Genomic DNA, 23,205 nt, shown 5'->3' with positions numbered 1-23,205 from the left:
GACCCGACCCACCGAGCGCCCGCCGGCCCGCCGGCGGGCGCTCGGCCCCGACCTCATCGAGGAGGACCGCGCATGCCCCGCCCCGTCACCCTGTTCACCGGCCAGTGGGCCGACCTGCCGTTCGAGGAGATGTGCCGGCTGGCCTCCGAGTGGGGGTACGACGGCCTGGAGATCGCCTGCTGGGGCGACCACCTCGACGTCGAGCGCGCCGCCGACGACGACGCGTACGTGCAGGACCGGCTGGCCCTGCTCGACAAGCACGGCCTGAAGGTCTGGGCCATCTCCAACCACCTCAACGGCCAGGCCGTCTGCGACGACCCGATCGACGAGCGGCACAAGGGCATCGTCCACCCGCGCGTCTGGGGCGACGGCGACCCCGAGGGCGTGCGGCAGCGGGCCGCCGAGGAGATGAAGCTGACCGCCCGCGCGGCGGCCAAGCTCGGCGTGCAGACGGTCGTCGGGTTCACCGGGTCGAAGGTGTGGAAGACCGTGGCCATGTTCCCGCCGGTGCCCGAGTCGATGGTCGAGGACGGGTACCGCGACTTCGCGGACCGGTGGAACCCGATCCTCGACGTGTTCGACGAGGTCGGCGTCCGGTTCGCGCACGAGGTGCACCCCTCGGAGATCGCCTACGACTACTGGACGACGGTGCGCACGCTCGAGGCCCTCGGGCACCGGGAGGCGTTCGGGTTGAACTGGGACCCGAGCCACTTCGTCTGGCAGGACCTCGACCCGGTCGGCTTCATCTGGGACTTCCGCGACCGGATCTACCACGTCGACTGCAAGGACGCGAAGAAGCAGGTCGGCAACGGGCGCAACGGGCGGATGGGCTCGCACCTGCCGTGGGCCGACCCGCGGCGCGGCTGGGACTTCGTCTCGACCGGGCACGGGGACGTCCCGTGGGAGGCCTGCTTCCGGATGCTGAACACCATCGGCTACGACGGCCCGATCTCCGTGGAGTGGGAGGACGCCGGGATGGACCGGCTGGTCGGCGCGCCCGAGGCGCTGGCCTTCGTCCGCCGGCTGGCCTTCGACCCGCCGTCCGCGGCCTTCGACGCCGCCTTCTCCAGCGGCAGCTGACCGACCGGGGTGGATCCGTCGCGGACGCCGGCACGAGGCGAGCCAGCAGCTGCGGCGCGCGCGCCGACAGCACGGTCGCCGCGGCGGCGCAGCCACCGGCCGTGGCCCAGGCCAGCGGGTCCAGCGGGGTGCACCCGAAGAACTGGCTCACCCCGGGCAGCTGGACCAGCGCGGCGAGCGCGGCCGCGGAGCCGAGCCCGGTGACGACGACCAGGGGCTGACGCCAGCCGATCAGCAGGGTCTGCCCCAGCTGCGTCCCCACGAGCGCGACCAGCCCGATCGTCGAGGCCCGCCGGGCCGGCCCGGTCAGGCGGCCGACCTGCCAGGCGGCGAGCGCCCCCGCGGCGGTGACCCCGCCGCGGATCCCGATGTCGCGCAGCAGCGGCGCGCCCAGCGACGGGGGCCCGGCGTGCAGCAGCCGTGCCCGGTCGGCCTCCTCCGCCGGCGTGGGCGCCAGCGCCACCGCCATCGCCGGGAAGAGGTCGGTGAGCATGTTGACCAGCAGGAACTGCCGGGTGCCCAGCGGCGCCCGGCCGCTGAGCGCGGTGCCGGCGAGCGTGAACAGCACCTCGCCGGCGTTGCCGCCGAGCAGCACGGCGACGGCGTCGCGGACCCGCCGCCACATGGCCCGGCCCTCCACGAGCGCGTCGGTGAGCAGCCGCACGTCGGGCTCGACGAGCACGAGGTCGGCCGCACTGCGAGCCGACGTCGACCCGCGCGCGGCCATGCCGATGCCGACGTCGGCGAGCCGGATGGCCGCCGCGTCGTTCGCCCCGTCACCGGTCATGGCGACCACGCGGCCGGACCGCTGCAGGCCGGCGACGATGCGCAGCTTCTGCTCGGGGCTGACTCGGGCGAACACCGCGGCCTCGGTCACCAGCGCGGTGTGCGCGGCGTCGTCCAGACCGGTGAGCTCGGGACCGGTCACCAGGCGGCCGGGGCCGATGCCGAGGTCGGCCGCGACGGCGGCGGCGGTGACCGGGTGGTCGCCGGTGATCATCACCGTGCCGACGCCGGCGGCCTGCAGCCCGGCCACGGTGTCGCGCGCGCCCGGACGGGGCGTGTCGGCCAGCCCGACGAAGCCGAGCAGCGTGAGGTCGTCGGGCTCGGCCGCGACGGCAGGGTCGGGCACCGCCGACCCGTCCCCGTCGGCGTGCAGGTCGGTGCGGACGTCGGTCACGCTGCGCCGCGCCACGGCGAGCACCCGCAGCCCCTGGGCGGCCAGGGCCTCGACGGCGGCCGCGGCGGCCGCGCGGCCGGCCGCGTCGAGCGACCGCTTGCCGGTCTCCCCGCGCTGGTGGGTGCAGCGGGGGAGCAGCACCTCGGGCGCACCCTTGACCACCAGCCGGACCTTCCGCCCGGCCGTGGTGCCGAGCGCTGCGGAGAAGCCGCGGTCGCTCTGGAAGGGCACCTCGAGCAGCTCGTGCCAGGAGGTGTCGAGGTCCTCCGCGAGAACGGCGGCCGCCGCGTCGAGCACGGCCCGGTCGGTCGCGTGCGTCACCGGGCGCGATCCGTTGCGACGCGGCGACGCGTGGGCGGCGGCCAGCAGCACGCGGCGGGCCGCGGTGGCCTCGGGTGCCCACTCGCCGTCCGGGCCGGCCACCCGCACCAGCCGCAGCCGGCCCTCGGTCAGGGTTCCGGTCTTGTCGAAGCAGACGGTGTCGACGCGACCCAGCGCCTCCACCGTCCGGGACGAGCGGACGAGGACGCCGCGGGCGGACAGGCGGCGGGCGGCGCCGAGCTGGGCGACCGTGGCCACCAGCGGCAGGCCCTCGGGCACGGCGGCGACCGCGATGCCCACGCCCGACGACAGCGCCTCCCGCAGCCCGCACCCGCGCAGCAGCGCCAGCCCGGCGACGGCGGCGCCACCGAGCAGGGTGACCGGCAGGCCGCCGCGGGTCAGCTCCTCCAGCCGGACCTGCATGCCGGCCGGCCGGCCCGCGCGGCCGGCCAGCGCCAGCGCGCGGCCGGCCTCGGTGGCCGGGCCGACGGCGACCACGAGGGCGGAGGCCGTGCCGGCCACCACCGTCGTCCCCTCGTAGACCATGCAGGCGCGCTGGCCCAGCTCCGCGCCGGGGGTGGCCGCCACCTGCTTGGCGACCGCGACCGACTCCCCGGTCAGGCTGGCCTCGTCGACCTCGAGGTCGCGCACCGCGACCAGCCGGGCGTCGGCGGGCACGACGTCGCCGGCCTGCAGCTCGACGAGGTGACCGGATCGCAGCCGGGAAGCGGGCACCTCGCGGGCCGGCGCGGCGCCGTCGTCCCGGTCGAGCAGGCGGGCGGGGAGCCGCTGGTCGAGCAGCAGCCGGTGCAGCGCGGCCTCCGCGCGCAGCCGCTGGGCACCGCTGATCCCGGCGTTGCCCAGCAGCACGCCGCCCACCAGCAGCGCGTCGGTGACCGAGCCGATGACGGCCGAGGCGGCCGCGCCGGTGGCCAGCACGGGTGTGAGCGGGTCGTCGAGCTCGGCGGACAGCGAGCGCAGCAGCCGGCCGGCCGCCGCGGCGGCCGCCGGTCGACGCCGGTCGCGGCCGGGAGCGGGCACCGGGACGGCGGGGAGCCGGTCGAGCACCTCGTCCGGCTCGAGCGCGTGCCAGGGGGTGTGCAGCACCGGCGCGGGCGCCGGCAGGGCCGCCACCCGGCGTGCGGCGAGCGCGCCGGCGCCGAGCGCGCTGCCGGCGGCGACGGTCACCGGCAGGACGGCCGAGTCGCGGGAGCGCCGGCTCAGCGCGAGCAGCAGCGCGCCGAGGAAGCTCGCCGCGACCGTCAGCCGCACGCCGCGCTCGCTCACGGCCCGGGCGACCGGCAGCGCCTGCAGCAGCCGGGGCACCTCGTCGATCCCGGGCCCGCACACCAGGTGTCCCGCCCAGGGCACCCGGCCGGTGCCCGGGACGATCCCGATGCCGACGTCGGACGCGGCCAGCGCCGGCTCGTCGGTGCCGACCAGCGCGACCACCTCGCCGTCGGCCTGCAGCCGGCGGACCGCGGCGGTCAGGTCGGCGCCCGGGGGCAGCACCGTGTCGGCGGAGCCGCCGAGCTCCGGTGCGGCGGCGTCCGCGGTGAGCAGCAGCCGGACGCCGGCCGTCCGCGCGGCGGTGAGCACGGCGTCGGCGAGCGGGTGCACCTCCGCGCCGACGAGCACCTCGCCGGCCGTCGTCCCCTCCTCGGCCAGGCGCAGCCGGGTCAGCCCGGCCGGCACCGGCTCCCGCCGGCGGGAGGGCAGGAGCACGAGGCCGTCGCGCGCGTGCCCGCGCGGTGGCGGCACCGGCAGCTCCGTGCCGGACCACAGCAGCCGCTGGGCGGCGCTCCACACCGCCTCGTCGGTCCAGCGCTCGTCGCGGGCGGACGCCTGGACGACGAGGGGGCGATCGACGTGCAGGACGGCGCTGTCGACCACCACCGCGCTCACCCGGTCGAGCCGTCGCAGCGCGGCGTCGTCCATGACGAGCACCCCGCGGCGGGCGAGGGCCGGCTCCAGGCCGTTGGTGAAGCCCTCGCGGGCGGCGCGCGCGGCCTTCGGGACGCCGGCGAGCACGGTGCGACCCGCCAGGTCGAGGTCGCGGGTGCCGGCGAGCACGCCGGTGGCCGCCAGCAGGGAGCCGGTGGCCAGCCGCGCGGCCACCTTCTCGACCGGCCCCTCCGGCAGCGGCGCCGGACGGGGGGCGCGCGGCACCGGGTCGGTGCGTCCGGGCCGGTCCGGCCCGAGCAGCGCGGCCTCCTGCCCGGCGAAGGCGGCGCGGCGGGCGACGACGGCCCGCACCTGCTGGGCCCGGAGGGCCACGTCGACGAGCAGCGCCGGCACGCTCTGCGCCGCGCCGTGCGCGGTCGCCGTGGCCAGCGCGAGCAGCAGGTCGGTGCCGGCGGTGCCGAGCCGCGTCTCCAGCCGCTCGCGCAGCCACGGCTGGTTGTCGGCCAGCACCACCACGGCCGTGGCGCTGCCGGGCATCGCGGGCAACCGCAGCGCCCGGCCGGTGACCGCCGCCGACAGCGCCACGAGGCCGGCGGCCAGCGCCAGGCCCTGCAGCGCGAGCGGACGGACGTCGCCCGGGAACGGCGGGGGTGGGCCCTCGTCCTCGGCGGGCGGCCGGGCCGGTGCGGCCGGCTCCGGCCCCGCCGGCTCGGCCCGCTCGGCCCCGGCCGGCCGTGCCCGCTCCGCCGCCTCGGTGGGCGGCGCCGCCGACTCGAACCCGGCGACGGCCGCGAGGACGGCGTCCAGCGGAGCCCTCACCCGGTCGTGGTGGACGGCGAGCCGGCGGGTCACCGTGTCGACCCGGGCGAACTCGACGCCGTCCAGCGCGCCGATCCCGGCCTCCAGCGCCGCGGCCCGCTCCCGCGCACCGGGGCCCGCCAGCCCGAACAGCTCCACGTAGCTGCGCGGTCCGCAGCTCCACACCTGGCGGTCGGCGCGGGGGTCCGCGGTCACCGCCCCCACGGCGGCCCGGGCGAGATCGCCGGACATCGCGAGCGCACCTCGCGCCAACCGGGCCGGCCCGGCCAGCGCCGTCCGGCCGAGGCGCAGCGGCCCGCGTGCCGTCGACCCACCGAGGAGGCCGGGCAGGAGGGCCGCCGACGTCACCGCCGCCTCCCTCCCGGGGACCCGTCCCCGGCAGGCTGCCACGGCCGGCGGCCGTGCGTCGTTGCCGGGAGCGCGAGGAGTGCGCCGTACCCCGTCGGAGCCCGCGGACACCCGCACCGGAGCGGTCGCCGCGGTACTGGCGGGTCAGGCCAGGCGGGCGACCGCCCGCTTCGCCAGGCCGACGAGCAGGGCGACCAGGACGGCGGTGAGGGCCTCGGCCGCGACGGCGATCAGCAGCTCGGACATGACTTCCTCCAGGAACGGAAAGGACGTGCCCAGGCTCGCTCCGCCGGTCGTCGCACCGGGTACCGACGGATGTCGCGTCGGTGAACGCTGGAGGGCCGTTCAGCGGCGCGGCGGTCGCGCGAGCACGGCCAGCGCCGCCAGGACGACGGTGGCCGCCGCCTCCACCCAGAACGACTCCCACCACAGCTGCGCGGCCGTCGACTCCACGAAACCGAACAGCCCGACGGTGGTGGAGACCAGCAGGGCGCCGAGCGTGCCCGCGGCCAGCAGCGCGCCGGCCGCCGCGACGGCGGGCAGCCACCGGCGGGGGGCGACGAGCACGAGCACCGCGCCGCCGACGGCGAGCGCCGTGTCGAGGAGGAACGCCGGACCGATGACGTCGATGCCGCGGTAGCCCTGCTGCCACAGGTAGCCGTGGATCACCGCGATGCCCAGCAGCAGCACCGCACCGAGCACGCGCAGCACCGCGACGGCCGGGGCCGCCCGGCGGGCGACGGGTGCGCGGGCCATCAGGTGACCGTGACGGGGACTTCCATCCCCATCGCCCGGTGGTTGCCGACCGAGCAGTAGAAGACGTACTCGCCCGGCTCCAGGGTGACGGTGAGCGTCGTCGTCGCCCCGGGGCTGATGACCTCGGTCGAGGCGACGTCCGCGCCGTCCCGCTCCACGACCAGGTTGTGGCTCGCGTCGCCCTCGTTGACCAGCTCGATGGTCAGCTGGCCGGCGGCCAGCTCGGTGGTCGGCAGCTCGTAGTCGAAGTCGACGGCGGCGACCGGGAGCTCCTGCGCGGCGGCCGGCTCGGAGCCGCCCGCGGCCGGCGGGGAACCGGGCGAGGTCTCCGCCGTCGTCGGCGGGCTGCCGGTGCCGGTGCCGGGCGCCGCCGCGCCGCCGTCGTCCTCCGCGCCGCCGCAGCCGGTCAGCGCGAGTGCGCCGCAGAGCACCACGGCGGCCGCCCGGCCGCGGCGGGAAGGCACGCGCGTGCGGTTCGGACGGGTCACTGCCTGCTCCTCGGGATGGTGGACGGGTCGGTCCCACTCTGCGCGCCGGGCCCGTCTCCTCCCAAGGGGTCCCGGCGTGGCCCGGGCCGGCGCCCCGTCAGGGCGCGGTGACGCGCCGGCAGAAGCCGACGACCACGTCGAGCACCTCCGGGTCGACCGGCCGGCGCAGCTCTCCGCGGTAGGCGCCGAGCGACGCGCGGCCCGGCTGCCGCCGCAGCGTGTGGGTCAGCCCGGGCACCCGGTGCACCTCGGCGCCGCCGGGGACGGCCGCGGCGAGCACCTCCAGGTCGTCGGCCGGCACCTGCAGGTCGGTGTCGCCGGTGACCGCCAGCACGGGGACGGCGGTGCGCCGCAGGTCGCGGGTGGGGTCGTGGTCGAGGAACTCCCGCAGCCAGCGGGCGTTGACCCGCGCGCCGCCGATCCGGGCCACGTCGGTGCGGGTCGCCCGGACCTTCGCGTGGTTGGTGGCCACCTTGCGCTCGAGGTCGACCCGGAACAGGCGCATGAGCGCGCGGGCCGGCGCGGGCAGCGTGGGGGCGATCCGCCGGGCCTGCCAGCGCAGCAGGTCGTCGCCCGGGCGGGCGGCGAGGGAGAGCAGGACGACGCCGGCCGGTGCGCGCCCGCCACGGGCGGCGACCGACGCGGCGAGGACGGCGCCCTCGCTGTGGCCGGCGAGCACCAGTCGGCCGGCGTCGACCTCCGGACGGGCGGCGAGCGCGTCGAGCGCGGCGGCCAGGTCGTCGGCGTTGTCGTGCAGGCCGGCCGCGCGCCAGTCACCGGGGGTGCGCCCGACTCCGCGCTTGTCGTAGCGCAGCGAGGCCAGACCCGCCGCGGCGAGGGCGTGCGCGAGCTGCCGGGTGACGTCGAACCGGGCCCGCCGGTGGTTGGAGTCGCGGTCCAGCGGGCCCGATCCGCACGCCAGCGCGACCGCGGGCACCGGCGCGTCGGAGCCCGCGGGGAGGGTAAGCGTGCCGGCCAGCGGCACCGGGCCGGGGACGGTGACCTCGACCTCGGTCCAGCGCGGCGTGCCCGCGACGACCGCGGCGTCGAGGTGGGCGGCGATCCGCGCGGCGTCGTCCGCACCGACCAGCACGGCGTCGTACCGCTCGCCGCGCAACCCGACACGCAACGCCGGCTGGCCGCGCCGGACGCACACGTAGCTGCGCTCTCCCGGGCGTCGCCAGGTGCCGATCCTCCGGACGCCGGGCAGCGCCAACCCCGGCGCCCGCAACCCGCGCACCGCGGCCAGGGGGTCGTCGACGACCTCCGCCGAGCGGACGGAGGTGAGCGGCACCTCGAGGTCGCGCAGCAGGCCGGCGACCTTCTCCCCCCGGGAGAGGCGCACCGACAGCGACGACCTGGTCAGCGAGAGCGTGGCCATGCCACAATAATTATCAGGATCGATAACGTTGTCAATAGTGAGAACGAAGGAGCCGCGATGGCCACCGCCGATCTGCTGCTTCACCCGGTCCGTCTCCGGATCGTGCAGGCCTTCCTCGGCGACCGAACGCTGACCACCGGCGCGCTCCGCGAGGAGCTGCCCGACGTCCCGGTCGCGACGCTGTACCGGCACGTGGCCGTGCTCGCCGACGCGGGGGTCCTCGAGGTCGTGCAGGAGCGGCGCGTGCGGGGCACCGCGGAGCGCAGCTACCGGCTGGTGCTCGCGGCGGCCTCGGTCGATCCCGGGGCCGCGGCCGGCATGACCGCCGACGACCACCGCCGCGCCTTCGCCACCTTCGTGGCCGCGTTGCTCGCCGACTTCGACCGCTACGTCGACCGGGCCACGACGGGCGGCGGGCCGCCCGACCTGCTCGCCGACCGGGTCGGGTACCGGCAGGCCGCCGTGTGGGTCACCGACGAGGAGTTCGACGAGCTCGTCACCGACCTGGCCGCGGCACTGCGCGCCCGGATGGAGAACCGGCCGGGCGAGGGGCGGCGCAGGCGCCTGGTCAGCACCGTGCACCTGCCCGCCGACTGACCGGAGGAGATCCGTGCGGGTCACCCGCACGATCTCCTCCGGGTCAGAGGCCGGACCGCAGCCAGCGGGTGGCCGCCGACCGCCGGTCGGTGCGGGCCAGCACCGTCTCGCGGTCGACCGTGCCGCGCGTCAGCAGGCCGACGCCGATGCCCAGCAGCCACACGTCCTTGGCGATGGCCAGGCCCTGGTCGGTGGGGGCCAGGCTGCCCGGTTTGCGCATGCCCGGCGTGCGCAGGTAGAGGCCGAGCAGGCCGCCGGAGAAGGCGGTGAGCGCCGCGCCGGCCACCGCGGTGGGCACGAACGGCGAGAGCAGCGCCGCGCCGATGGCGATCTCCGCGGTCGACAGGGTCGACACGAACTGCTGCGGGGTCATCTTCCTGATCGGCGGGTAGGTGCCGGCCGCGAAGCCGTGCAGCCCCGCCGCGGTCTCCTCGTCGGCCCCGCGCTTGCCCAGGCCGCTGGTGAGGATGAAGGCGCCGGCCGAGATCCGCGGGCCGATCTCGCTCAGGGTGATGGGCAGACGCACGGGGCACCTCGCAGGTCGACGGCGGAGGAGGTCGCGCCTCCCGGGACGTCGGTTGCTGTGCCCGTCCGGCCGCGCGTCAACCACCGCGTGCGCGGGGCCGGCGGGTGCCCGTCCCGGCACCGGGCGCCCGGTGCCGGGACGGGACGTCAGCGGCCGCGGCGGGACCGGGCGCTGAACGCGGCGGCCGAGGTGGTGCCGGCGCGCGCGGCGAGCTCGGCACGGGTCCGAGCCGGTCCGGACGGGCGCCCGCTCCCCGACCGGCCGGCGGACGCCGCGCCGCCGCGGCCGGAGGTGGACGCCGCGCCGCCGCGCCCGGTGGACGGGGCCGCGCCGCGCCCGGCGGCCGCGGCGGTGCTCCCGCGCCGCCGCCGTCCCGGGCCCTGCGGCTGCTGCGCGGGTGCCGGCGCCGGCTCGACGTGCGGAGCGGGCGGGCCGGCCAGCTCGGTCAGCAGCGGCGCCCCCGGCGCGACCGGGGTGACCGTGGGCGTGATGCCGGCCTGGCGGGCGAGCGCGCGGACCTCACCGGCCTGGTCCGGCGTGACGACGGTGACGACGGTGCCGCCGGCGCCGGCCCGGGCCGTGCGCCCGGAGCGGTGCAGGTAGGCCTTGTGCTCGGCGGGCGGGTCGACGTGGACGACGAGGGCGACCTCGTCGACGTGGATGCCGCGCGCGGCGATGTCGGTCGCGCACAGCACCCGGGTGCTGCCGGTCGCGAAGGCCTCGAGGTTGCGCTCGCGGGCGTTCTGGCTGAGGTTGCCGTGCAGGTCGACGGCGGGCACGCCGGCGGCGGTCAGCTGCCGGGCGAGCTTCTTCGCCGCGTGCTTCGTGCGGGTGAACAGCACGCTGCGGCCCAGCCCGCCGGCGAGCTCCCGCACCACAGCGGCCTTGTCACCACCCTGCACGTGCAGCACGTGGTGGGTCATGGTGGCCACCGGGGCGACCGCCGGGTCGACGGAGTGGGTGATCGGATCGGTCAGGTAGCGCCGCACGAGCACGTCGACGCCGTTGTCCAGGGTGGCCGAGAAGAGCAGCCGCTGGCCGGCGCCGGGGGTGCGGTCCATCAGCCGCTTGACGCCGGGCAGGAAGCCGAGGTCGGCCATGTGGTCGGCCTCGTCGAGCACGGTGACCTCGACCGCGCGGAGGTCGGCGTGCCCCTGGCCGATGAGGTCCTCGAGCCGGCCGGGGCAGGCGACGACGATGTCGACCCCGCGGCCCAGGGCCTGCACCTGCGGGTTCTGGCCGACCCCGCCGAAGACGGTGGTGGCCGACAGGCCGAGCGCCTGGGCGAGCGGCTCGACCACGGCGAACACCTGGTTGGCCAGTTCGCGGGTCGGCACGAGCACCAGCCCGCGCGGGCGCCGGGACTGACGGCGGCCGTCGGACGCGGCCAGGCGGGCGACCAGCGGCAGGGCGAACGCCAGGGTCTTGCCCGACCCGGTGCGACCCCGCCCGAGGACGTCGCGGCCGCCGAGGCTGTCGGGCAGCGTGGCGACCTGGATGGGGAACGGGGCGGTGATCCCGCTGGCGGCGAGGATCTCGACCAGCGGGGCCGGCACGCCGAGCGCGGCGAACGTGGTGTCGGCCGGCAGCACCGTGGCCGGCGCCTGGGCGGGCACCACCGGCGGGGCGGGCTGGGGCGTGGTGCCCGGCGCGGGCGGCGGGGTGACGCCGGAGGCCGGCCGGCCGGCGCCCCGGCCGCGGCTGCCACGGCGTCGGCGGGGCCGGTCGGAGCCGGCGCTGAACGGGTTGGAGCCAGGCATGGTCATGCGGGGTCCTCGGAAGTCTCTCGGTGGCTGCCGTCGGGCCCGGTCGAACGCGGGCGCCTCGCCGCACCGGCCGCGGGCCGGGCGGGCGCCTCGTCGTCGAGGACGTCGGACAGCCGGGCGCACCTCGGTGGCGCTGCCTCGGCCCGACGTCGTTCCCTGCCGCTCCGGATGAGCGGGGACGGCGCCGGCACCTCCCACTCAACCAGACGCCGGCCCGCCGTGCTCCGGCCGGTGGGGAGGAACGCATCACACCGCCTCGTGGCGGCTTCGTTGCGGACGGTGTCCGCCGGGGCGCTCGTCGGCGGACCGGTCCGTCGGTCATGCTCTCCGCCGTGACCTCCCCCGGCCGCGGGCCCGCCGCGCTCCCGACGTCGTCGCCCGCCCCCGCGCCGCCCACCCCTGCGCCGTCCACCTCCGGCCCGGCGCGGCGGGTGCACCCGGCCTGGTGGGTGGCCGCGGTGACCTTCCTCGCGCTGGTGGGCGCGGCCGCGTTCCGGGCGGTGCCCGGGGTGCTCATCGAGCCGCTGCGTGCCGAGTTCGGCTGGTCGGTGTCGACGATCTCCGCGGCGGTCGCGGTCAACATGGCGCTGTACGGCCTGACCGCGCCGTTCGCGGCCGCGCTGATGGAGCGCTTCGGCATCCGCCGGGTCGTCGTGTGCGCCCTGCTGATCACCGCCACGGGCAGCGGGCTGACGGTCTTCATGACCGCCAGCTGGCAGCTGGTGCTGCTGTGGGGCCTGCTGGTCGGGCTGGGCACCGGCTCCATGGCGCTGTCGCTGGTGGCCACGGTGACCGGCCGGTGGTTCGTCGCCCGCCGCGGGCTGGTCTCCGGCATCCTCACCGCCGGCGGGGCGACCGGTCAGCTGGTGTTCCTCCCGGTGGTCGCCACGGTCGACGCCCGCTGGGGCTGGCGGGCGGCGGCGCTGGGCACGGCGGTGGCGGCGCTGGCCGTCGTCCCCCTGGTGGCCTGGCTGCTGCGGGACCGCCCGCGCGACCTCGGGACGGTGCCGTACGGCGGCACCGCCGCCGACGACGTGGAGCCGGTCCGGCACGGGGCGGCCCGGACGGCGGTGCGCGGGCTGGCCGAGGGCGCCCGCACCCGCCCGTTCTGGCTGCTCGCCGGCGGGTTCCTCATCTGCGGGATGTCGACCAACGGGCTGGTCCAGCCGCACTTCATCCCGGCCGCGCACGACCACGGCATGCCGGTCACCACGGCCGCCGGGCTGCTCGCCGTCGTCGGGATCTTCGACATCGCCGGCACCGTGCTGTCCGGCTGGTTGACCGACCGGGTCGATCCGCGGGTGCTGCTGCTGGCCTACTACGGGTTGCGCGGGTTCTCGCTGTTCCTGCTGCCGCCGCTGTTCGGCCCCGAGCTGCAGCTGAGCATGATCGCCTTCATCGTCTTCTACGGGCTGGACTGGGTGGCCACGGTGCCGCCGACGCTGGCGCTGTGCCGGGAGCACTTCGGGGCCCGGGCGCCGGTGGTGTTCGGCTGGGTGTTCGCCGCGCACCAGGTCGGCTCGGCGCTCGCCGCCTTCGGCGGCGGGGTGATCCGCGACGTCACCGGCTCCTACGACGCCGCCTGGTTCGGCGCCGGCGCGCTGTGCCTGCTCGCCTCCGGGCTGTCGATCTCGATCCGCCGCCGCCCGGCGCCGCGACCCGGCCGGGGCGCCGCACCGGACGGCCTGCCGCCGTCCCCGGAGCAGGCCGCCGCCGGCTCGGCGCACGGCTGACCGGGGCGGCCCGCCGGACCGACCGGGTCGCGGAGCGTGCTCCGCGCTCCCCGGGCTCTGCCTGCCCCTCGCACGCAGAGCACGGGGCGTTCGGGGTCACCCGCACGGGGCCCGGCCGGGGCCGGCGCGGTCACCGGGAATCCGCTCCGACGCGGCCGCCGACCGGCCGAGGTCAGGAGGTGGGCTCCAGGGTGTAGCGCACGGTCTGCACGCGGATGGTGTCGCCGCGGAAGACGAAGGTGTCGATGCCGTCCCGGACCCGGGCCTTCTCCGACACCGCCGACCACTCGATGAAGAGGACGTCGTCCTCGAAGATCTGGGTCGGCACGTCCCAGGTCGCGTCCGGGAGATCACCGAGCAGCCGGGTGAACCCCTGGCGCACGCCGTCCTTGCCCCGCAGCACCTCGTTCGGCGTGATGAACAGCGCGTCGTCGGCGTAGTCCGCGACGACCTCGTCGACGTCGCCAGCGATCAGTGCGCTCGCGTGGTGCTGGAAGATCTCCTGCGGCGTCCGGGCCATGGTTCCTCCTCGGGCTGGTTCTCGGCTCGCCCCGGGGGGCGGAGTGCCGAGCATGGCCCGCGGGCAGGGCGCAGGCCAGGTCCCTCGACGTCCGCTGTCCTCGCCGAGGCGGCGCCCCCCGCCTGCCACCCGGCCGTGGTCAGCCGGCGTGCGCCAGGTGCGGGTCGACGGTGCGGCCGGCGATCAGGTCGGCGGCCCGCTCGGCGATCATGATCGTGGGCGCGTTGGTGTTGCCGCGCACGAGCGTCGGCATCACCGAGGCGTCGACCACGCGCAGCCCGTCGAGCCCGCGCACCCGCAGCTGCGGGTCGACCACCGCGCCGTCGTCGTCGGCACGGCCCATCCGGCACGACGACACCGGGTGGTACAGCGACTCGAGCGTCAGCCGGGCCGCGCGCTCCAGGTCCGCCCGCCGGTGCAGCGTGCCCCCGGGCGACCACTCCTCGGCGAGCACGTCGGCCAGCGGTCCCGCGCCGGCGATCTCCCGGGCCAGCTCGATCCCGCTGACCAGCGCCCGGAGATCGCGCTCGTCGGTCAGGTAGCCCGGGTCGATGGCCGGCGCCCACGCCGGGTCGGCCGAGCGCAGCCGCACCGACCCGCGGGAGCGCACGTGCACCAGCACGGTCGCGGCGGTGAAGGCGTCGACGTCCGGGTCGACCTCGGCCTGCCGCCAGAACTTCACCGGCAGGAAGTGGAACTGCAGGTCGCACCCGGGGAGGGCGGGCGCCGACCGGGCGAACAACCCCGACTCGGCCAGGTTGGAGGTGAGCGGGCCGCGGCGGGCGGCGAACCACCGCGCGTACCCCGACGGGGACTCGGCCCGGAGCAGCGACTTCCCGGAGCGCACGTGCCAGATCACCGGCACGACGGGGTGGTCCTGCAGGCCCGCGCCCACGCCGGGCAGGTCGTGGACGACGTCGACGCCCACGGAGCCCAGGTGCTCGGCCGGCCCGATGCCGGAGAGCAGGAGCAGCTGCGGGCTGTTCACCGCCCCGCCGGCGAGCACCACCTCGGCCGCCGCCCGCGCCGTCCGGGTGCGGCCCCGGTGGCGGTACTCCACGCCGACGGCCCGGCCGCGCTCCACCACCACCCGGGTGGCCAGCGCGCCGGTGCGCACGGTCAGGCCGGGCCGCCCGGCCGCCGGGTGCAGGTAGGCGTCCGCGGCCGACCACCGGCGACCCCGCCGCTGCGTGACCTGGTACGGCCCGACGCCGTCCTGGACCGCGCCGTTGAAGTCGTCGTTGCGCGGGTGGCCGACGGCCTGCGCCGCCGCGATCACCGCGCGCGTCCAGGGGTGCGGCGAGCGGAGGTCCTCGACCCGCAGCGGCCCGCCGACGCCGTGCCAGCGGTCGGCGCCGCGGGCGTTGTCCTCGCTGCGCCGGAACAGCGGCAGCACGTGCTCGTAGGACCAGCTGCCGTCGCCGGTCAGCGCAGCCCACTCGTCGTAGTCGGCCGCGGCACCGCGCACGTAGATCATCGCGTTCATCGACGACGACCCGCCGAGCAGCTTGCCCCGTGGCCAGTACAGCCGCCGCCCCCCGAGGCCCGGCTGCGGCTCGGTCGTGTATCCCCAGTCGCGGCGGGTGCGCCACAGCTTGTGGCAGCCGGCCGGAACCCTGACCTCGAGCACGTCGTCCGAGCCGCCGGCCTCCAGCAGCAGCACGCGCAGCGACGGGTCCTCGGTCAGCCGTCCGGCGAGGGCGCAGCCGGCCGACCCGGCACCGACGACGACCACGTCGAACTTCTCCACCCCGCCATCCGTGCGGCGGTGGTGGCCGACGCCGCTGCCCCGGCGCCGGTCAAGGCCGGAACCGGCGGGAGGGGTGGCGGTCACCGGTGCCGGCCGTGCACGAGGCCGACCACCCGGGCCAGGGCGTCGGCGGCGCCGGCCGGCCGGCCGAAGCTCATCAGCTCGACGGGCAGGGTGAAGCGGCGCCGGGTGACCGCCTTGGCGCGGGCGAACTCCCGCAGCCCGTCCTCGCCGTGGACGCGTCCGAAGCCGCTCTCGCCGACACCGCCGAAGGGCAGCGCCGGCACCGCGGCGAAGGCGAGCACTGCGTTGACCGAGGTCATGCCGCTGCGCATCCGCCGGGCGAGGTCCACTCCCCGGCGGCGGGAGCCGGAGAACACCGCACCGGCCAGCCCGTACGCGGTGGCGTTCGCCCGCGCGAGCGCCTCCTCGGCGTCGCGGACCCGGGTCACGGTCAGCGTGGGGCCGAACGTCTCCTCCGTCACCGCGGCCGAGTCGTCGGGCACGTCGAGCAGCACGGTGGGCCGCACGTACCTGCCGTGGTCCGGGCCGCCGTCGACGCCGCCCCCGGTGACCGCGCGCCCGCCCGACGACACGGCGTCGGCCAGGTGCCGGCGGACGACGTCGGCCTGCCCGGCCGTCGTCATCGGTCCGTACGCGGCCTCGTCGTCCGAGCCCGGGCGCAGCCGGGCCGCCCGCGCGGTGACCTCGGCGACGAACCTGTCGTAGACCGCCGCGGTCGCGTACACCCGCTCGATGCCGATGCAGGTCTGCCCGGCGTTGCTCATCGCGCCCCAGACGGCGGCATCGGCGGCGGCGGCCACGTCGGCGTCGTGGTCGACGATCATCGCGTCCTTGCCGCCGCACTCCATGAGCACCGGCGTGAGCGTCTCGGCGCAGGCGGCCATGACCGCCCGACCCGTGGCCGCCGAGCCGGTGAAGGCCAGCTTGTCGACCGGCGCCCGGCACAGCGCGGCCCCGGTCCCACCGGAGCCGGTGACGACCAGGAAGGCGTCGGCGCAGTCGGGCACCGCCGCCCGCCACGCGGTGGCCAGCCAGGTGCCCACCGCGGGGGTGTGCTCGGAGGGCTTGAACACGACGGCGTTGCCGGCCGCCAGCGCGTAGGCGATCGAACCCATCGGCGTGAACACCGGGTAGTTCCACGGCCCGATGACGCCGACGACGCCCAGCGGCTGGTACTCGACGGAGGCGGCGTGGTTGACCGACAGCAGGCCGGGACGCACCCGCCGCGGGCCGAGCACCCTCCGCGCGTGCCGGCCGGCCCACGCGACGGAGTCGACGGCCAGGCAGATCTCGAGGACGGCGTCGGCGTGCGGCTTGCCGCTCTCCCGGTGCACCAGCTCGGCCAGCTCGTGGACGCGCCGGGCCAGGTAGCCGCGCCACGCGGCCAGCCGCCGCCGGCGCCCGTCCGGACCGAGCGCCCGCCAGTGCTCGGCGGCGATCCGGGCACGGGCCACGGTCGCCCGGACGGTGTCGGCGTCGTGCACCGGGAACACGCCGACGACCGCGCCGCTGGCGGGGTCGGTCGACGCGAACGTCCCCGGCGCGCCGTGCGGGTCGACCGTGCCGGCGGCGGCCCGACCGGCCCGGTGCATCTCCTCGGCGAGCGACATGACGCGAGGTTACCGGCGCGTAGCGGACCGTCGGCGGGCCGAGCCGGACCCCGCCGATCCGCCCGCCGGTGGTCCGCCCGCCCTCCGCGGACGCCGTCGTCCGCGCTGCCATGCTGGCGCGCGTGACCGCCGCCGACCCCTTCGACACCGCGGCGATCCGCGCCCGCGTGCTGGCCGCGTGGGCCGCCTCGCCGGCCCGCTTCCGCGAGGACGCCAACGCCGAGGAGGACCTGGTCCGCGGTGGCTACCGCGACCGGTTGCTGGTGGAACTGGCGCAGAACGCGGCCGACGCCGCGCTGCGCGCGGGCACGCCCGGGCGGCTGCGGCTCGAGCTGGCCGGCGAGGTGCTGCGGGCGGCCAACACCGGAGCCCCGCTGGACGCCGACGGCGTGCAGGCGCTGGCCACGCTGCGGGCCTCGGCCAAGCGCGACGAGCCCGGCGGCGTCGGCCGGTTCGGGGTCGGCTTCGCCGCGGTGCTCGCGGTCAGCGACGAGCCGGCGCTGATCTCCACCTCGGGCGGGGTCCGGTTCAGCGCCGCGGGCACGCGGGCGGAGGTGGCGGTGGTGCCGTCGCTGGCCGACGAGCTGGCCCGCCGGGACGGGGCGGTGCCGGTGCTGCGGCTGCCGTGGCCCGCGGACGGCGCCCCGCCGGAGGGTTTCGCGACCGAGGTGGTGCTGCCGCTGCGCTCGGGCTCCCGGTCCGCGGTGGTCGCGGCGCTCGACGAGCTGCCGGCCGAGCTGCTGCTCGCGCTGCCCGGGCTCGGCGCGGTCGAGGTGGTCCGCGACGGCGCCGTCCGCACCCTGTCGGTGGACGCCCCGGCGCCCGCCGGCGGGCCGGGCGCGGCCGCGGTCGCGGGGATCACCGACGGCGCGACGACGACGCGCTGGCAGGTGGTGCGGCGCACCGGCGAGCTGGACCCCGCGCTGCTGGCCGACCGGCCGGTCGAGGAACGCGCCCGCCGCGGCTGGACGGTCACCTGCGCCGTGCCGCTGGACGACGACGGCCGCCCTCGACCGCTGCCGCTGCGCCAGCTCGTGCACGCCCCCACGCCGAGCGACGAGCCGCTGTCGCTGCCCGTGCGGCTGATCGCGCCCTTCCCGCTCGGCCCCGACCGGCGGCACGTGCTGCCCGGCCCGGTCACCGACGCGCTGGTCGCGGCGGCCGCGGACGCCTACGCCGACCTGCTCACGGCGCTGCCGGCCGATCCGGGGGTGCTCGCGCTGGTGCCCCGGGTCGGCCTGGCCGGCGCCGAGCTCGACGCCGCGCTGGGGACGGCGGTGCTCGACCGGCTGCGCGGCACGGCGTGGCTGCCCGGCGAGCGGGACGGCCACCGGCTGCGTCCGGAGCGGGCGGCGGCGCTCGACGACGCCACCGACGAGCGGGTCGCGGCGCTGGCCGACGTGCTGCCCGGTCTGCTGCCGGCCGGCTGGTCGGCGCCGTCCGGTCTGCCCGCCCTGGCCGCCCTCGGCGTGCGGCGGCTCCGCCTGGCCGACGTGGTGGAGGCGGTGCGCGGCGTCGCCCGCCCGCCGGCGTGGTGGGCTCGGCTGTACGCCGCGCTGGACGGCGCCGACCGCGACGAGCTGGCCGCGCTCCCGGTGCCGCTGGCCGACGGGCGCACCGCGCACGCCCCGGCGGGCGTGCTGCTGCCCGATCCCGCGCTGCCGGTCGACCGGCTCGGACCGCTGCGGCTGCGGCTGGCCGCGCCCGGGGCCGCCGGGTCGCCCGCGGCGCGGCGGGTGCTCGAGCGCCTGGGCGCGCAGCCCGCCACCGCGGCGGGGGTGCTCGCCGACCCGGCGGTGCGGGCCGCGGTCGAGGGCTCGCTCGACGCCCTCGACGAGGTCGACGGCGAGGACCCCGAGGAGCTGGCCGGGGCCGTGCTGGCGCTTGTGGCGGCGGCCGGCGTCCGCCCCGGCGAGCTGCCCTGGCTGGCCGAGCTCGCGCTGCCCGACGCCGACGGCGGCTGGGCGCCGGCGGGGGAGCTGGTGCTGCCCGGCTCCCCGCTGGCCGGCGCGGTCGCCGGGGACGCGCTGGGCACGCTCGACCCGGACGTCGCCGCCGGCGCCGACCCGGCGGTGCTGCGGGCGGTCGGCGTGCTCGACACCTTCGCCGTCGTCCGCGCCGAGGACCCGGACGACCTCGACGTCGACGCCGTCGAGGAGTGGGTCGACGCCGTCCTCGACCGGCTGCCGCCGGGGGAACCTGCGCCGGCGTGGCCGGAGGTGACCGCCGTCCGCGACCTGGAGCTGGTCACCGACTGGGCGGCCGCGCTGCCGCTGCTGGCGGCGCTGCCGCCGGTGACCCGGGACGACGTCCGGCTCGGGCCGGTCACGGCGCCGTCGTACCTGCGCTGGTGGCTGCGGACCCGCCCGGTGCTCGCGGGACGGCGGCCCGACCGCCTCCGGCACCCCGACGGCGCCGAGTTGCAGGGACTGTACGAGCCGGCCGACCTGCCGCCCGACCTGCTGGAGCTGCTCGCGCCGCCGGCCTCGGTGGCCGACGTGCTGGGCGACGTGGACGGCGCGCTGGACCTGCTGCGGCGGCTCGGCGACCCCGCCCGCACGGTGCGTCCCGACGTGCTGCGCGAGGTGCACGCCCGGCTGGCCGCGGCGCTGGACGGGGTCGCGGTCGACCCGCCCGCGCGGGTCCGGGTCGGCCCCGACCGGGTGGTCGGCGACGCCGTCGTGCTCGACGCACCGTGGTTGCAGCCACTGGTCGATGCGCCGCTCGTGCCCTCCGGCGGCGCCCCTGGACCGGTGGCCGACCTGCTCGACCTGCCGCTGGCCTCGGAGGTGGTGCGCGCGTCGGTGACGAGCAGCCCGGCGCGGCGGCTGGCGTGGAGCGCGCTGCCCGGTGCTGGCCTGGCCGCCGCCCGGCTCGGCCGCCCCGCCCTGGACGACGGGGCGCCCGGCGGGGGTGCGCGGGGCAGGAGTGCGCAGGGCGGCGGTGCGCTCGGTGGTGGCGTCGCGGTGCACGAGCGGCTGACCGTGGGCGGCCGCGCGGTGGCCTGGTGGCCGGAGGACGGCGTCGACCACGTCGACGGCAGCCCGGCGGCGCTGGGCCGGGCGCTGGCCTGGCGGTGCGGGGCGTGGGGGAGGCGCCAGGCGCTCGCCGAAGCGTTCGCCTGCCCCGAACGGGCCGACGAGCTGGCTGCCGACGACAGCCTCGGTGGCGGTTCCCGGGGGTGATCACCGTCCGGTGCGGGGCACGACGGCCGGGCACGCGGACGGCGGTCACCCCGGGCGGCGGCCGGCCTTCTTCGCCTGGTACGCCTCCCACCGGGCGCGGTCGCGGGCCCGGGCCTCCGTGGTGCGCTCGCGCTTCACCGCCCGGCGGCGGGCGCGGGCGAGCTCGCGTTGCTCGAAGTCGGGGTGCCGGTCCCAGTCGCGGGCCAGCAGGGCGACCAGGGCCAGCGTCGTGCCGCCGATGGTCAGGGCCGCGGCGAGCACGGGGTCGAGCAGCAGGAACGCGAGGACCGCGCCGGCCGCGCACGCGGCGACGACGAGCACGGTCGTCCTGCGGGAGGCGGGAGCGGTCGGCACGCCTAGCAGTATCCGCGCCGGGATGCGAGCCGCCGCGAGCCGCCGCGAAGCACCTGTGACTGGTGGGGCACAACTATCTTGCGCTCCCTTGCCAAACAGGGGCTTCCGACCCTAGGGTCCGGGATGCGGTTGAACACACGAGCCGCCTCGCTCGGGCTGGTGCCTCGAGCGTCCGAGGTCCACCGTCGGCCCCGACCGGCAGGCACCACTACTGAGAGGTGCACCCGTGACCGCAACCTCCATCGACCCCACCAGCGACCTCGTCTCCGTGACCGTCTCCGGATCCGCGGCGCAGGTCCGGGTCACCGCCATGGGGGAGATCGACTCCTCCTCGGCCCCGCTGCTGCGTCGCCACCTCGACACCGTGCTCGACGGTGGCGCCCGCGAGGTGACCGTCGACCTCGACCTGGTGACCTTCCTCGACTCCGCGGGCCTCTCCGCGCTGGCCGCGGCGCACCGTCGGGCCGCGCGCGACGACGTCCGGCTGCGCGTGCTGGCCTCCTCGCGCGCGGTGATCCGGCCGCTGCAGATCACCGGGCTGTGGGAGCTCCTCGGCGTCGTCCAGGTGGAGCCGGGCACCGGCAGCGCCGCCTGACCGACCGACCCCCTTCCCGCGGCCCCCGGCCGCGGGGGCAGACTGGGCACACACTGCCGGTCGACCAGGGGGTTCCCGTGCGCGATGCCGTCATCTGCGAACCGTTGCGGACACCGGTGGGCGGCTTCGGCGGGTCGCTGCGCGACGTGCCGGCCGTCGACCTCGCCAGCACCGTGATCCGGGCGCTGCTCGAGCGCACCGGACTGCCGCCGGAGTCGGTCGACGACGTCGTCCTCGGCCACTGCTACCCGACGATGGATGCGCCGGCGATCGGGCGCGTCGCCGCCCTCGACGCCGGGCTGCCGGTGACCGCGACCGGCATCCAGATCGACCGGCGCTGCGGCTCGGGCCTGCAGGCGGTGCTGTACGCGGCGATGCAGGTCTCCTCGGGGGCGTCGGACGTCGTCCTCGCCGGCGGCGCCGAGTCGATGAGCAACGCGCCGTTCTACTCGACCGCCATGCGCTGGGGCGTGAAGGCCGGCCCCGGCGTCCTGCTGCACGACGGGCTGGCCCGCGGCCGCGTGACCGCCGGCGGGAAGAACCACCCGGTGCCCGGCGGCATGCTGGAGACCGCCGAGAACCTGCGCCGCGAGTACCGGATCGGCCGCGAGGAGCAGGACGAGTACGCCGTCCGCAGCCACCAACGGGCCGCCGCGGCCACCGACGCCGGCCGCTTCGCCGAGGAGCTCGTGCCGGTGACCGTTCCCGGCCGGAAGGGCGACACGGTCGTCGACCGCGACGAGCACATCCGTGCCGACTCGTCCGTCGAGACGCTGGCGAGGCTGCGGCCGATCCTGGGCCGCGACGACCCGGAGGCCACCGTCACCGCCGGCAACGCCAGCGGCCAGAACGACGGGGCCGCGATCTGCGTTGTCACGCACCCGGACCGGGCCGCCGAGCTCGGCCTCCGCCCGCTCGCCCGGCTGGTGTCGTGGGGCATCGGTGGCGTGCCGCCGGCGACGATGGGCATCGGCCCGGTGCCGGCCACCGCCAAGGCCCTGGCCGCCGCCGATCTCAAGCTCGCCGACGTCGACCTGATCGAGCTGAACGAGGCCTTCGCCAGCCAGGTGCTCGCCGTGACCCGCGAGTGGGGGTTCACCGAGTCCGACTTCGCACGTACCAACGTCAACGGGTCGGGCATCTCCCTCGGCCACCCCGTCGGCGCCACCGGCGGGCGCATCCTGGCCACGCTGCTGCGCGAGATGGACCGCCGCGGCGCCCGCTACGGCCTGGAGACCATGTGCATCGGCGGGGGTCAGGGGCTGGCCGCGGTCTTCGAGCGGGTCACCTGACGAGCGCGGAGCGGACCGGGGCGCGGAGTCGGGTCGTGGGGAGGACCTGATGCCCGCCCCGGCGGCTCACCGCCGCTCCGGGTAGCGGGCCCGGGCAAAGCAGAAGACGCCGAACGCGGCGATGCCGATCGCGACGAGGGTGAGCAGCGCCCAGCCGAACGGGGCCTGCTGGAGGGTGCGCAGCGCGGCGTCCAGGCCGCCGGCCTTCTGCGGGTCGTAGGTGACCGCGGCCCAGACGACCAGGCCGCCGACCAGCAGCAGGGCGACGCCCTTGCCCGGGTACCCGACCTGGCCGACGCGGGTGACCAACCGCCGGGCCCGCGCGTCGGACCTGGACGTGTCGATCTCCTTCAGGAAGCCCTTGGACAGGCCCTTGTGGACGTGGTGGACGCCGATGCCGATGACGACCAGCCCGGCGGCGCCGACGATCCACTGCCCGCCCGGCCAGCCGAGCACGCCCGCGGCCGTCTGCTGCTGCTGCCCGCCGCTGGACTGCCCGCCGCCGGTCGCGAAGCGCAGCGCGAGGACGCCGAGCGCGCCGTAGACCACCGCCTTGGCCAGCGCCTTGCCCGACTTCCACAGGGCCTTCTTGCGGTCCTCCCCGGACGCCGACCAGCCGTGCCGCCAGCGGGCGACCTCGGCGGCCTGCCACGCGGCCAGCGCCACCAGGCCCAGCCCGACCACCCACAGCAGCGGGCCGCCGACCGGGGTCTCCGCGAGCGTGGCCAGGGCGCCGGACTGGTCGGCCGGTTCGCCCCCTCCGCCGCCCCACGCCAGCTGCAGCGCCAGCCACGCGACGAGCAGGTGCACCACGCCGTAGGCGATCAGGCCCACGCGGGCCAGGTGCTCCAGCGCGTCGCTGTGCGCGGCCTGCCCGGCCGCCGACCCCGCGGTCCTGCGCGCGTTCATGACCCGCTCCTTCCGACCGCGGTGGGGGAACACCTGAGCGTGGCACAGCCCCGGACGGCCCGCCGG

At 77.8% G+C, this 23,205-nt stretch carries 16 protein-coding genes and 1 pseudogene; 6 read left to right on the top strand and 11 right to left on the bottom strand.

Translation table 11 applies throughout. The annotated features are described in order from the left end of the window. Nucleotides 1-72 precede the first annotated feature (72 nt). Nucleotides 73-1,080, top strand: coding sequence for a sugar phosphate isomerase/epimerase family protein (locus OF117_RS03160; RefSeq protein ID WP_263551332.1), 1,008 nt, complete (start codon nt 73-75; stop codon nt 1,078-1,080). Nucleotides 1,081-1,159: 79 nt separating this feature from the next. On the opposite strand, the pseudogene OF117_RS03155 reads toward OF117_RS03160, so the two are convergent. The 4 genes and pseudogenes from OF117_RS03155 to OF117_RS03140 form a co-directional block, all read right to left on the bottom strand. Next, nucleotides 1,160-4,519, bottom strand: a pseudogene (locus OF117_RS03155) (cation-translocating P-type ATPase); the annotation flags it as partial. Between the two features lie 1,479 nt (nt 4,520-5,998). After that, complete coding sequence (locus OF117_RS03150; RefSeq protein ID WP_263551331.1) at nt 5,999-6,409, bottom strand: hypothetical protein; 411 nt, start codon at nt 6,407-6,409, stop codon at nt 5,999-6,001. Next, nucleotides 6,409-6,897 carry a cupredoxin domain-containing protein gene (locus OF117_RS03145; protein WP_263551330.1) on the bottom strand — a complete coding sequence of 163 codons (489 nt, stop codon included), beginning with the start codon at nt 6,895-6,897 and terminating at the stop codon, nt 6,409-6,411. The genes OF117_RS03150 and OF117_RS03145 overlap by 1 nt, the downstream gene beginning before the upstream one ends. A gap of 97 nt (nt 6,898-6,994) precedes the next feature. Next, the gene (locus OF117_RS03140) at nt 6,995-8,362 is read right to left on the bottom strand and encodes an alpha/beta hydrolase (RefSeq protein ID WP_263551329.1); all 1,368 of its coding nucleotides are present in this window, start codon (nt 8,360-8,362) and stop codon (nt 6,995-6,997) included. Here OF117_RS03140 and OF117_RS03135 point away from each other — a divergent pair. Further along, nucleotides 8,336-8,875, top strand: coding sequence for a helix-turn-helix domain-containing protein (locus OF117_RS03135; RefSeq protein WP_263551328.1), 540 nt, complete (start codon nt 8,336-8,338; stop codon nt 8,873-8,875). The genes OF117_RS03140 and OF117_RS03135 overlap by 27 nt on opposite strands. A 43-nt stretch (nt 8,876-8,918) precedes the next feature. Here OF117_RS03135 and OF117_RS03130 read toward each other — a convergent pair whose 3' ends face one another. Continuing rightward, nucleotides 8,919-9,401 (bottom strand): hypothetical protein, encoded by a 483-nt coding sequence (locus OF117_RS03130; RefSeq protein WP_263551327.1) that lies wholly within the window; start codon nt 9,399-9,401, stop codon nt 8,919-8,921. Between the two features lie 146 nt (nt 9,402-9,547). Beyond that, complete coding sequence (locus OF117_RS03125; RefSeq protein ID WP_263551326.1) at nt 9,548-11,167, bottom strand: DEAD/DEAH box helicase; 1,620 nt, start codon at nt 11,165-11,167, stop codon at nt 9,548-9,550. Between the two features lie 332 nt (nt 11,168-11,499). On the opposite strand from OF117_RS03125, the gene OF117_RS03120 reads away from it, so the two are divergent. Further along, nucleotides 11,500-12,900: an MFS transporter gene (locus OF117_RS03120; RefSeq protein WP_263551325.1), complete on the top strand. Its 1,401-nt coding sequence runs from the start codon at nt 11,500-11,502 to the stop codon at nt 12,898-12,900. 172 nt (nt 12,901-13,072) lie between these two features. Here the strand turns inward: OF117_RS03120 and OF117_RS03115 are convergent, their stop codons facing one another. The 3 genes from OF117_RS03115 to OF117_RS03105 all read right to left on the bottom strand — a co-directional run bounded on the left by OF117_RS03115 (nt 13,073) and on the right by OF117_RS03105 (nt 16,804). After that, nucleotides 13,073-13,420 (bottom strand): nuclear transport factor 2 family protein, encoded by a 348-nt coding sequence (locus tag OF117_RS03115; RefSeq protein WP_263551324.1) that lies wholly within the window; start codon nt 13,418-13,420, stop codon nt 13,073-13,075. A gap of 139 nt (nt 13,421-13,559) precedes the next feature. Next, nucleotides 13,560-15,170, bottom strand: coding sequence for a GMC family oxidoreductase (locus tag OF117_RS03110; protein ID WP_263551323.1), 1,611 nt, complete (start codon nt 15,168-15,170; stop codon nt 13,560-13,562). An 80-nt stretch (nt 15,171-15,250) separates the two neighbouring features. After that, nucleotides 15,251-16,804 carry an aldehyde dehydrogenase family protein gene (locus OF117_RS03105; RefSeq protein ID WP_263551322.1) on the bottom strand — a complete coding sequence of 518 codons (1,554 nt, stop codon included), beginning with the start codon at nt 16,802-16,804 and terminating at the stop codon, nt 15,251-15,253. A gap of 122 nt (nt 16,805-16,926) precedes the next feature. On the opposite strand from OF117_RS03105, the gene OF117_RS03100 reads away from it, so the two are divergent. Next, a complete protein-coding gene (locus tag OF117_RS03100) occupies nt 16,927-19,989 on the top strand; it encodes a sacsin N-terminal ATP-binding-like domain-containing protein (RefSeq protein ID WP_263551321.1) in 3,063 nt (1,020 codons plus the stop codon). 45 nt (nt 19,990-20,034) lie between these two features. Here the strand turns inward: OF117_RS03100 and OF117_RS03095 are convergent, their stop codons facing one another. Continuing rightward, entirely contained in the window at nt 20,035-20,343 is a 309-nt protein-coding gene (locus OF117_RS03095) for a hypothetical protein (protein WP_263551320.1), read from the bottom strand. A gap of 226 nt (nt 20,344-20,569) precedes the next feature. Here OF117_RS03095 and OF117_RS03090 point away from each other — a divergent pair, with 226 nt between their 5' ends. Together OF117_RS03090 and OF117_RS03085 are read left to right on the top strand one after the other, a co-directional pair. Continuing rightward, nucleotides 20,570-20,938 (top strand): STAS domain-containing protein, encoded by a 369-nt coding sequence (locus OF117_RS03090; protein WP_263551319.1) that lies wholly within the window; start codon nt 20,570-20,572, stop codon nt 20,936-20,938. Between the two features lie 77 nt (nt 20,939-21,015). Further along, nucleotides 21,016-22,230: an acetyl-CoA C-acetyltransferase gene (locus tag OF117_RS03085; RefSeq protein ID WP_263551318.1), complete on the top strand. Its 1,215-nt coding sequence runs from the start codon at nt 21,016-21,018 to the stop codon at nt 22,228-22,230. A gap of 66 nt (nt 22,231-22,296) precedes the next feature. Here OF117_RS03085 and OF117_RS03080 read toward each other — a convergent pair whose 3' ends face one another. Beyond that, nucleotides 22,297-23,139, bottom strand: a complete 843-nt coding sequence (locus tag OF117_RS03080) for a DUF1206 domain-containing protein (protein ID WP_263551317.1) — start codon at nt 23,137-23,139, stop codon at nt 22,297-22,299. Nucleotides 23,140-23,205: the final 66 nt, after the last annotated feature.

The organism is Geodermatophilus sp. YIM 151500 (assembly GCF_025716945.1).
Lineage (GTDB): Bacteria > Actinomycetota > Actinomycetes > Mycobacteriales > Geodermatophilaceae > YIM-151500.
Note: the sequence above shows the minus strand (reverse complement) of the source record. Positions and strands in the feature narration are given on the sequence as shown.

Bases quoted from the DNA above. Each gene is read 5' to 3' on its own strand.
- OF117_RS03160 (WP_263551332.1), top strand. From the start codon at position 73: ATGCCCCGCCCCGTCACCCTGTTCACCGGCCAGTGGGCCGACCTGCCG.
- OF117_RS03150 (WP_263551331.1), bottom strand. From the start codon at position 6,409: ATGGCCCGCGCACCCGTCGCCCGCCGGGCGGCCCCGGCCGTCGCGGTG.
- OF117_RS03135 (WP_263551328.1), top strand. From the start codon at position 8,336: ATGGCCACCGCCGATCTGCTGCTTCACCCGGTCCGTCTCCGGATCGTG.
- OF117_RS03125 (WP_263551326.1), bottom strand. From the start codon at position 11,167: ATGACCATGCCTGGCTCCAACCCGTTCAGCGCCGGCTCCGACCGGCCC.
- OF117_RS03115 (WP_263551324.1), bottom strand. From the start codon at position 13,420: ATGGCCCGGACGCCGCAGGAGATCTTCCAGCACCACGCGAGCGCACTG.
- OF117_RS03105 (WP_263551322.1), bottom strand. From the start codon at position 16,804: ATGTCGCTCGCCGAGGAGATGCACCGGGCCGGTCGGGCCGCCGCCGGC.
- OF117_RS03080 (WP_263551317.1), bottom strand. From the start codon at position 23,139: ATGAACGCGCGCAGGACCGCGGGGTCGGCGGCCGGGCAGGCCGCGCAC.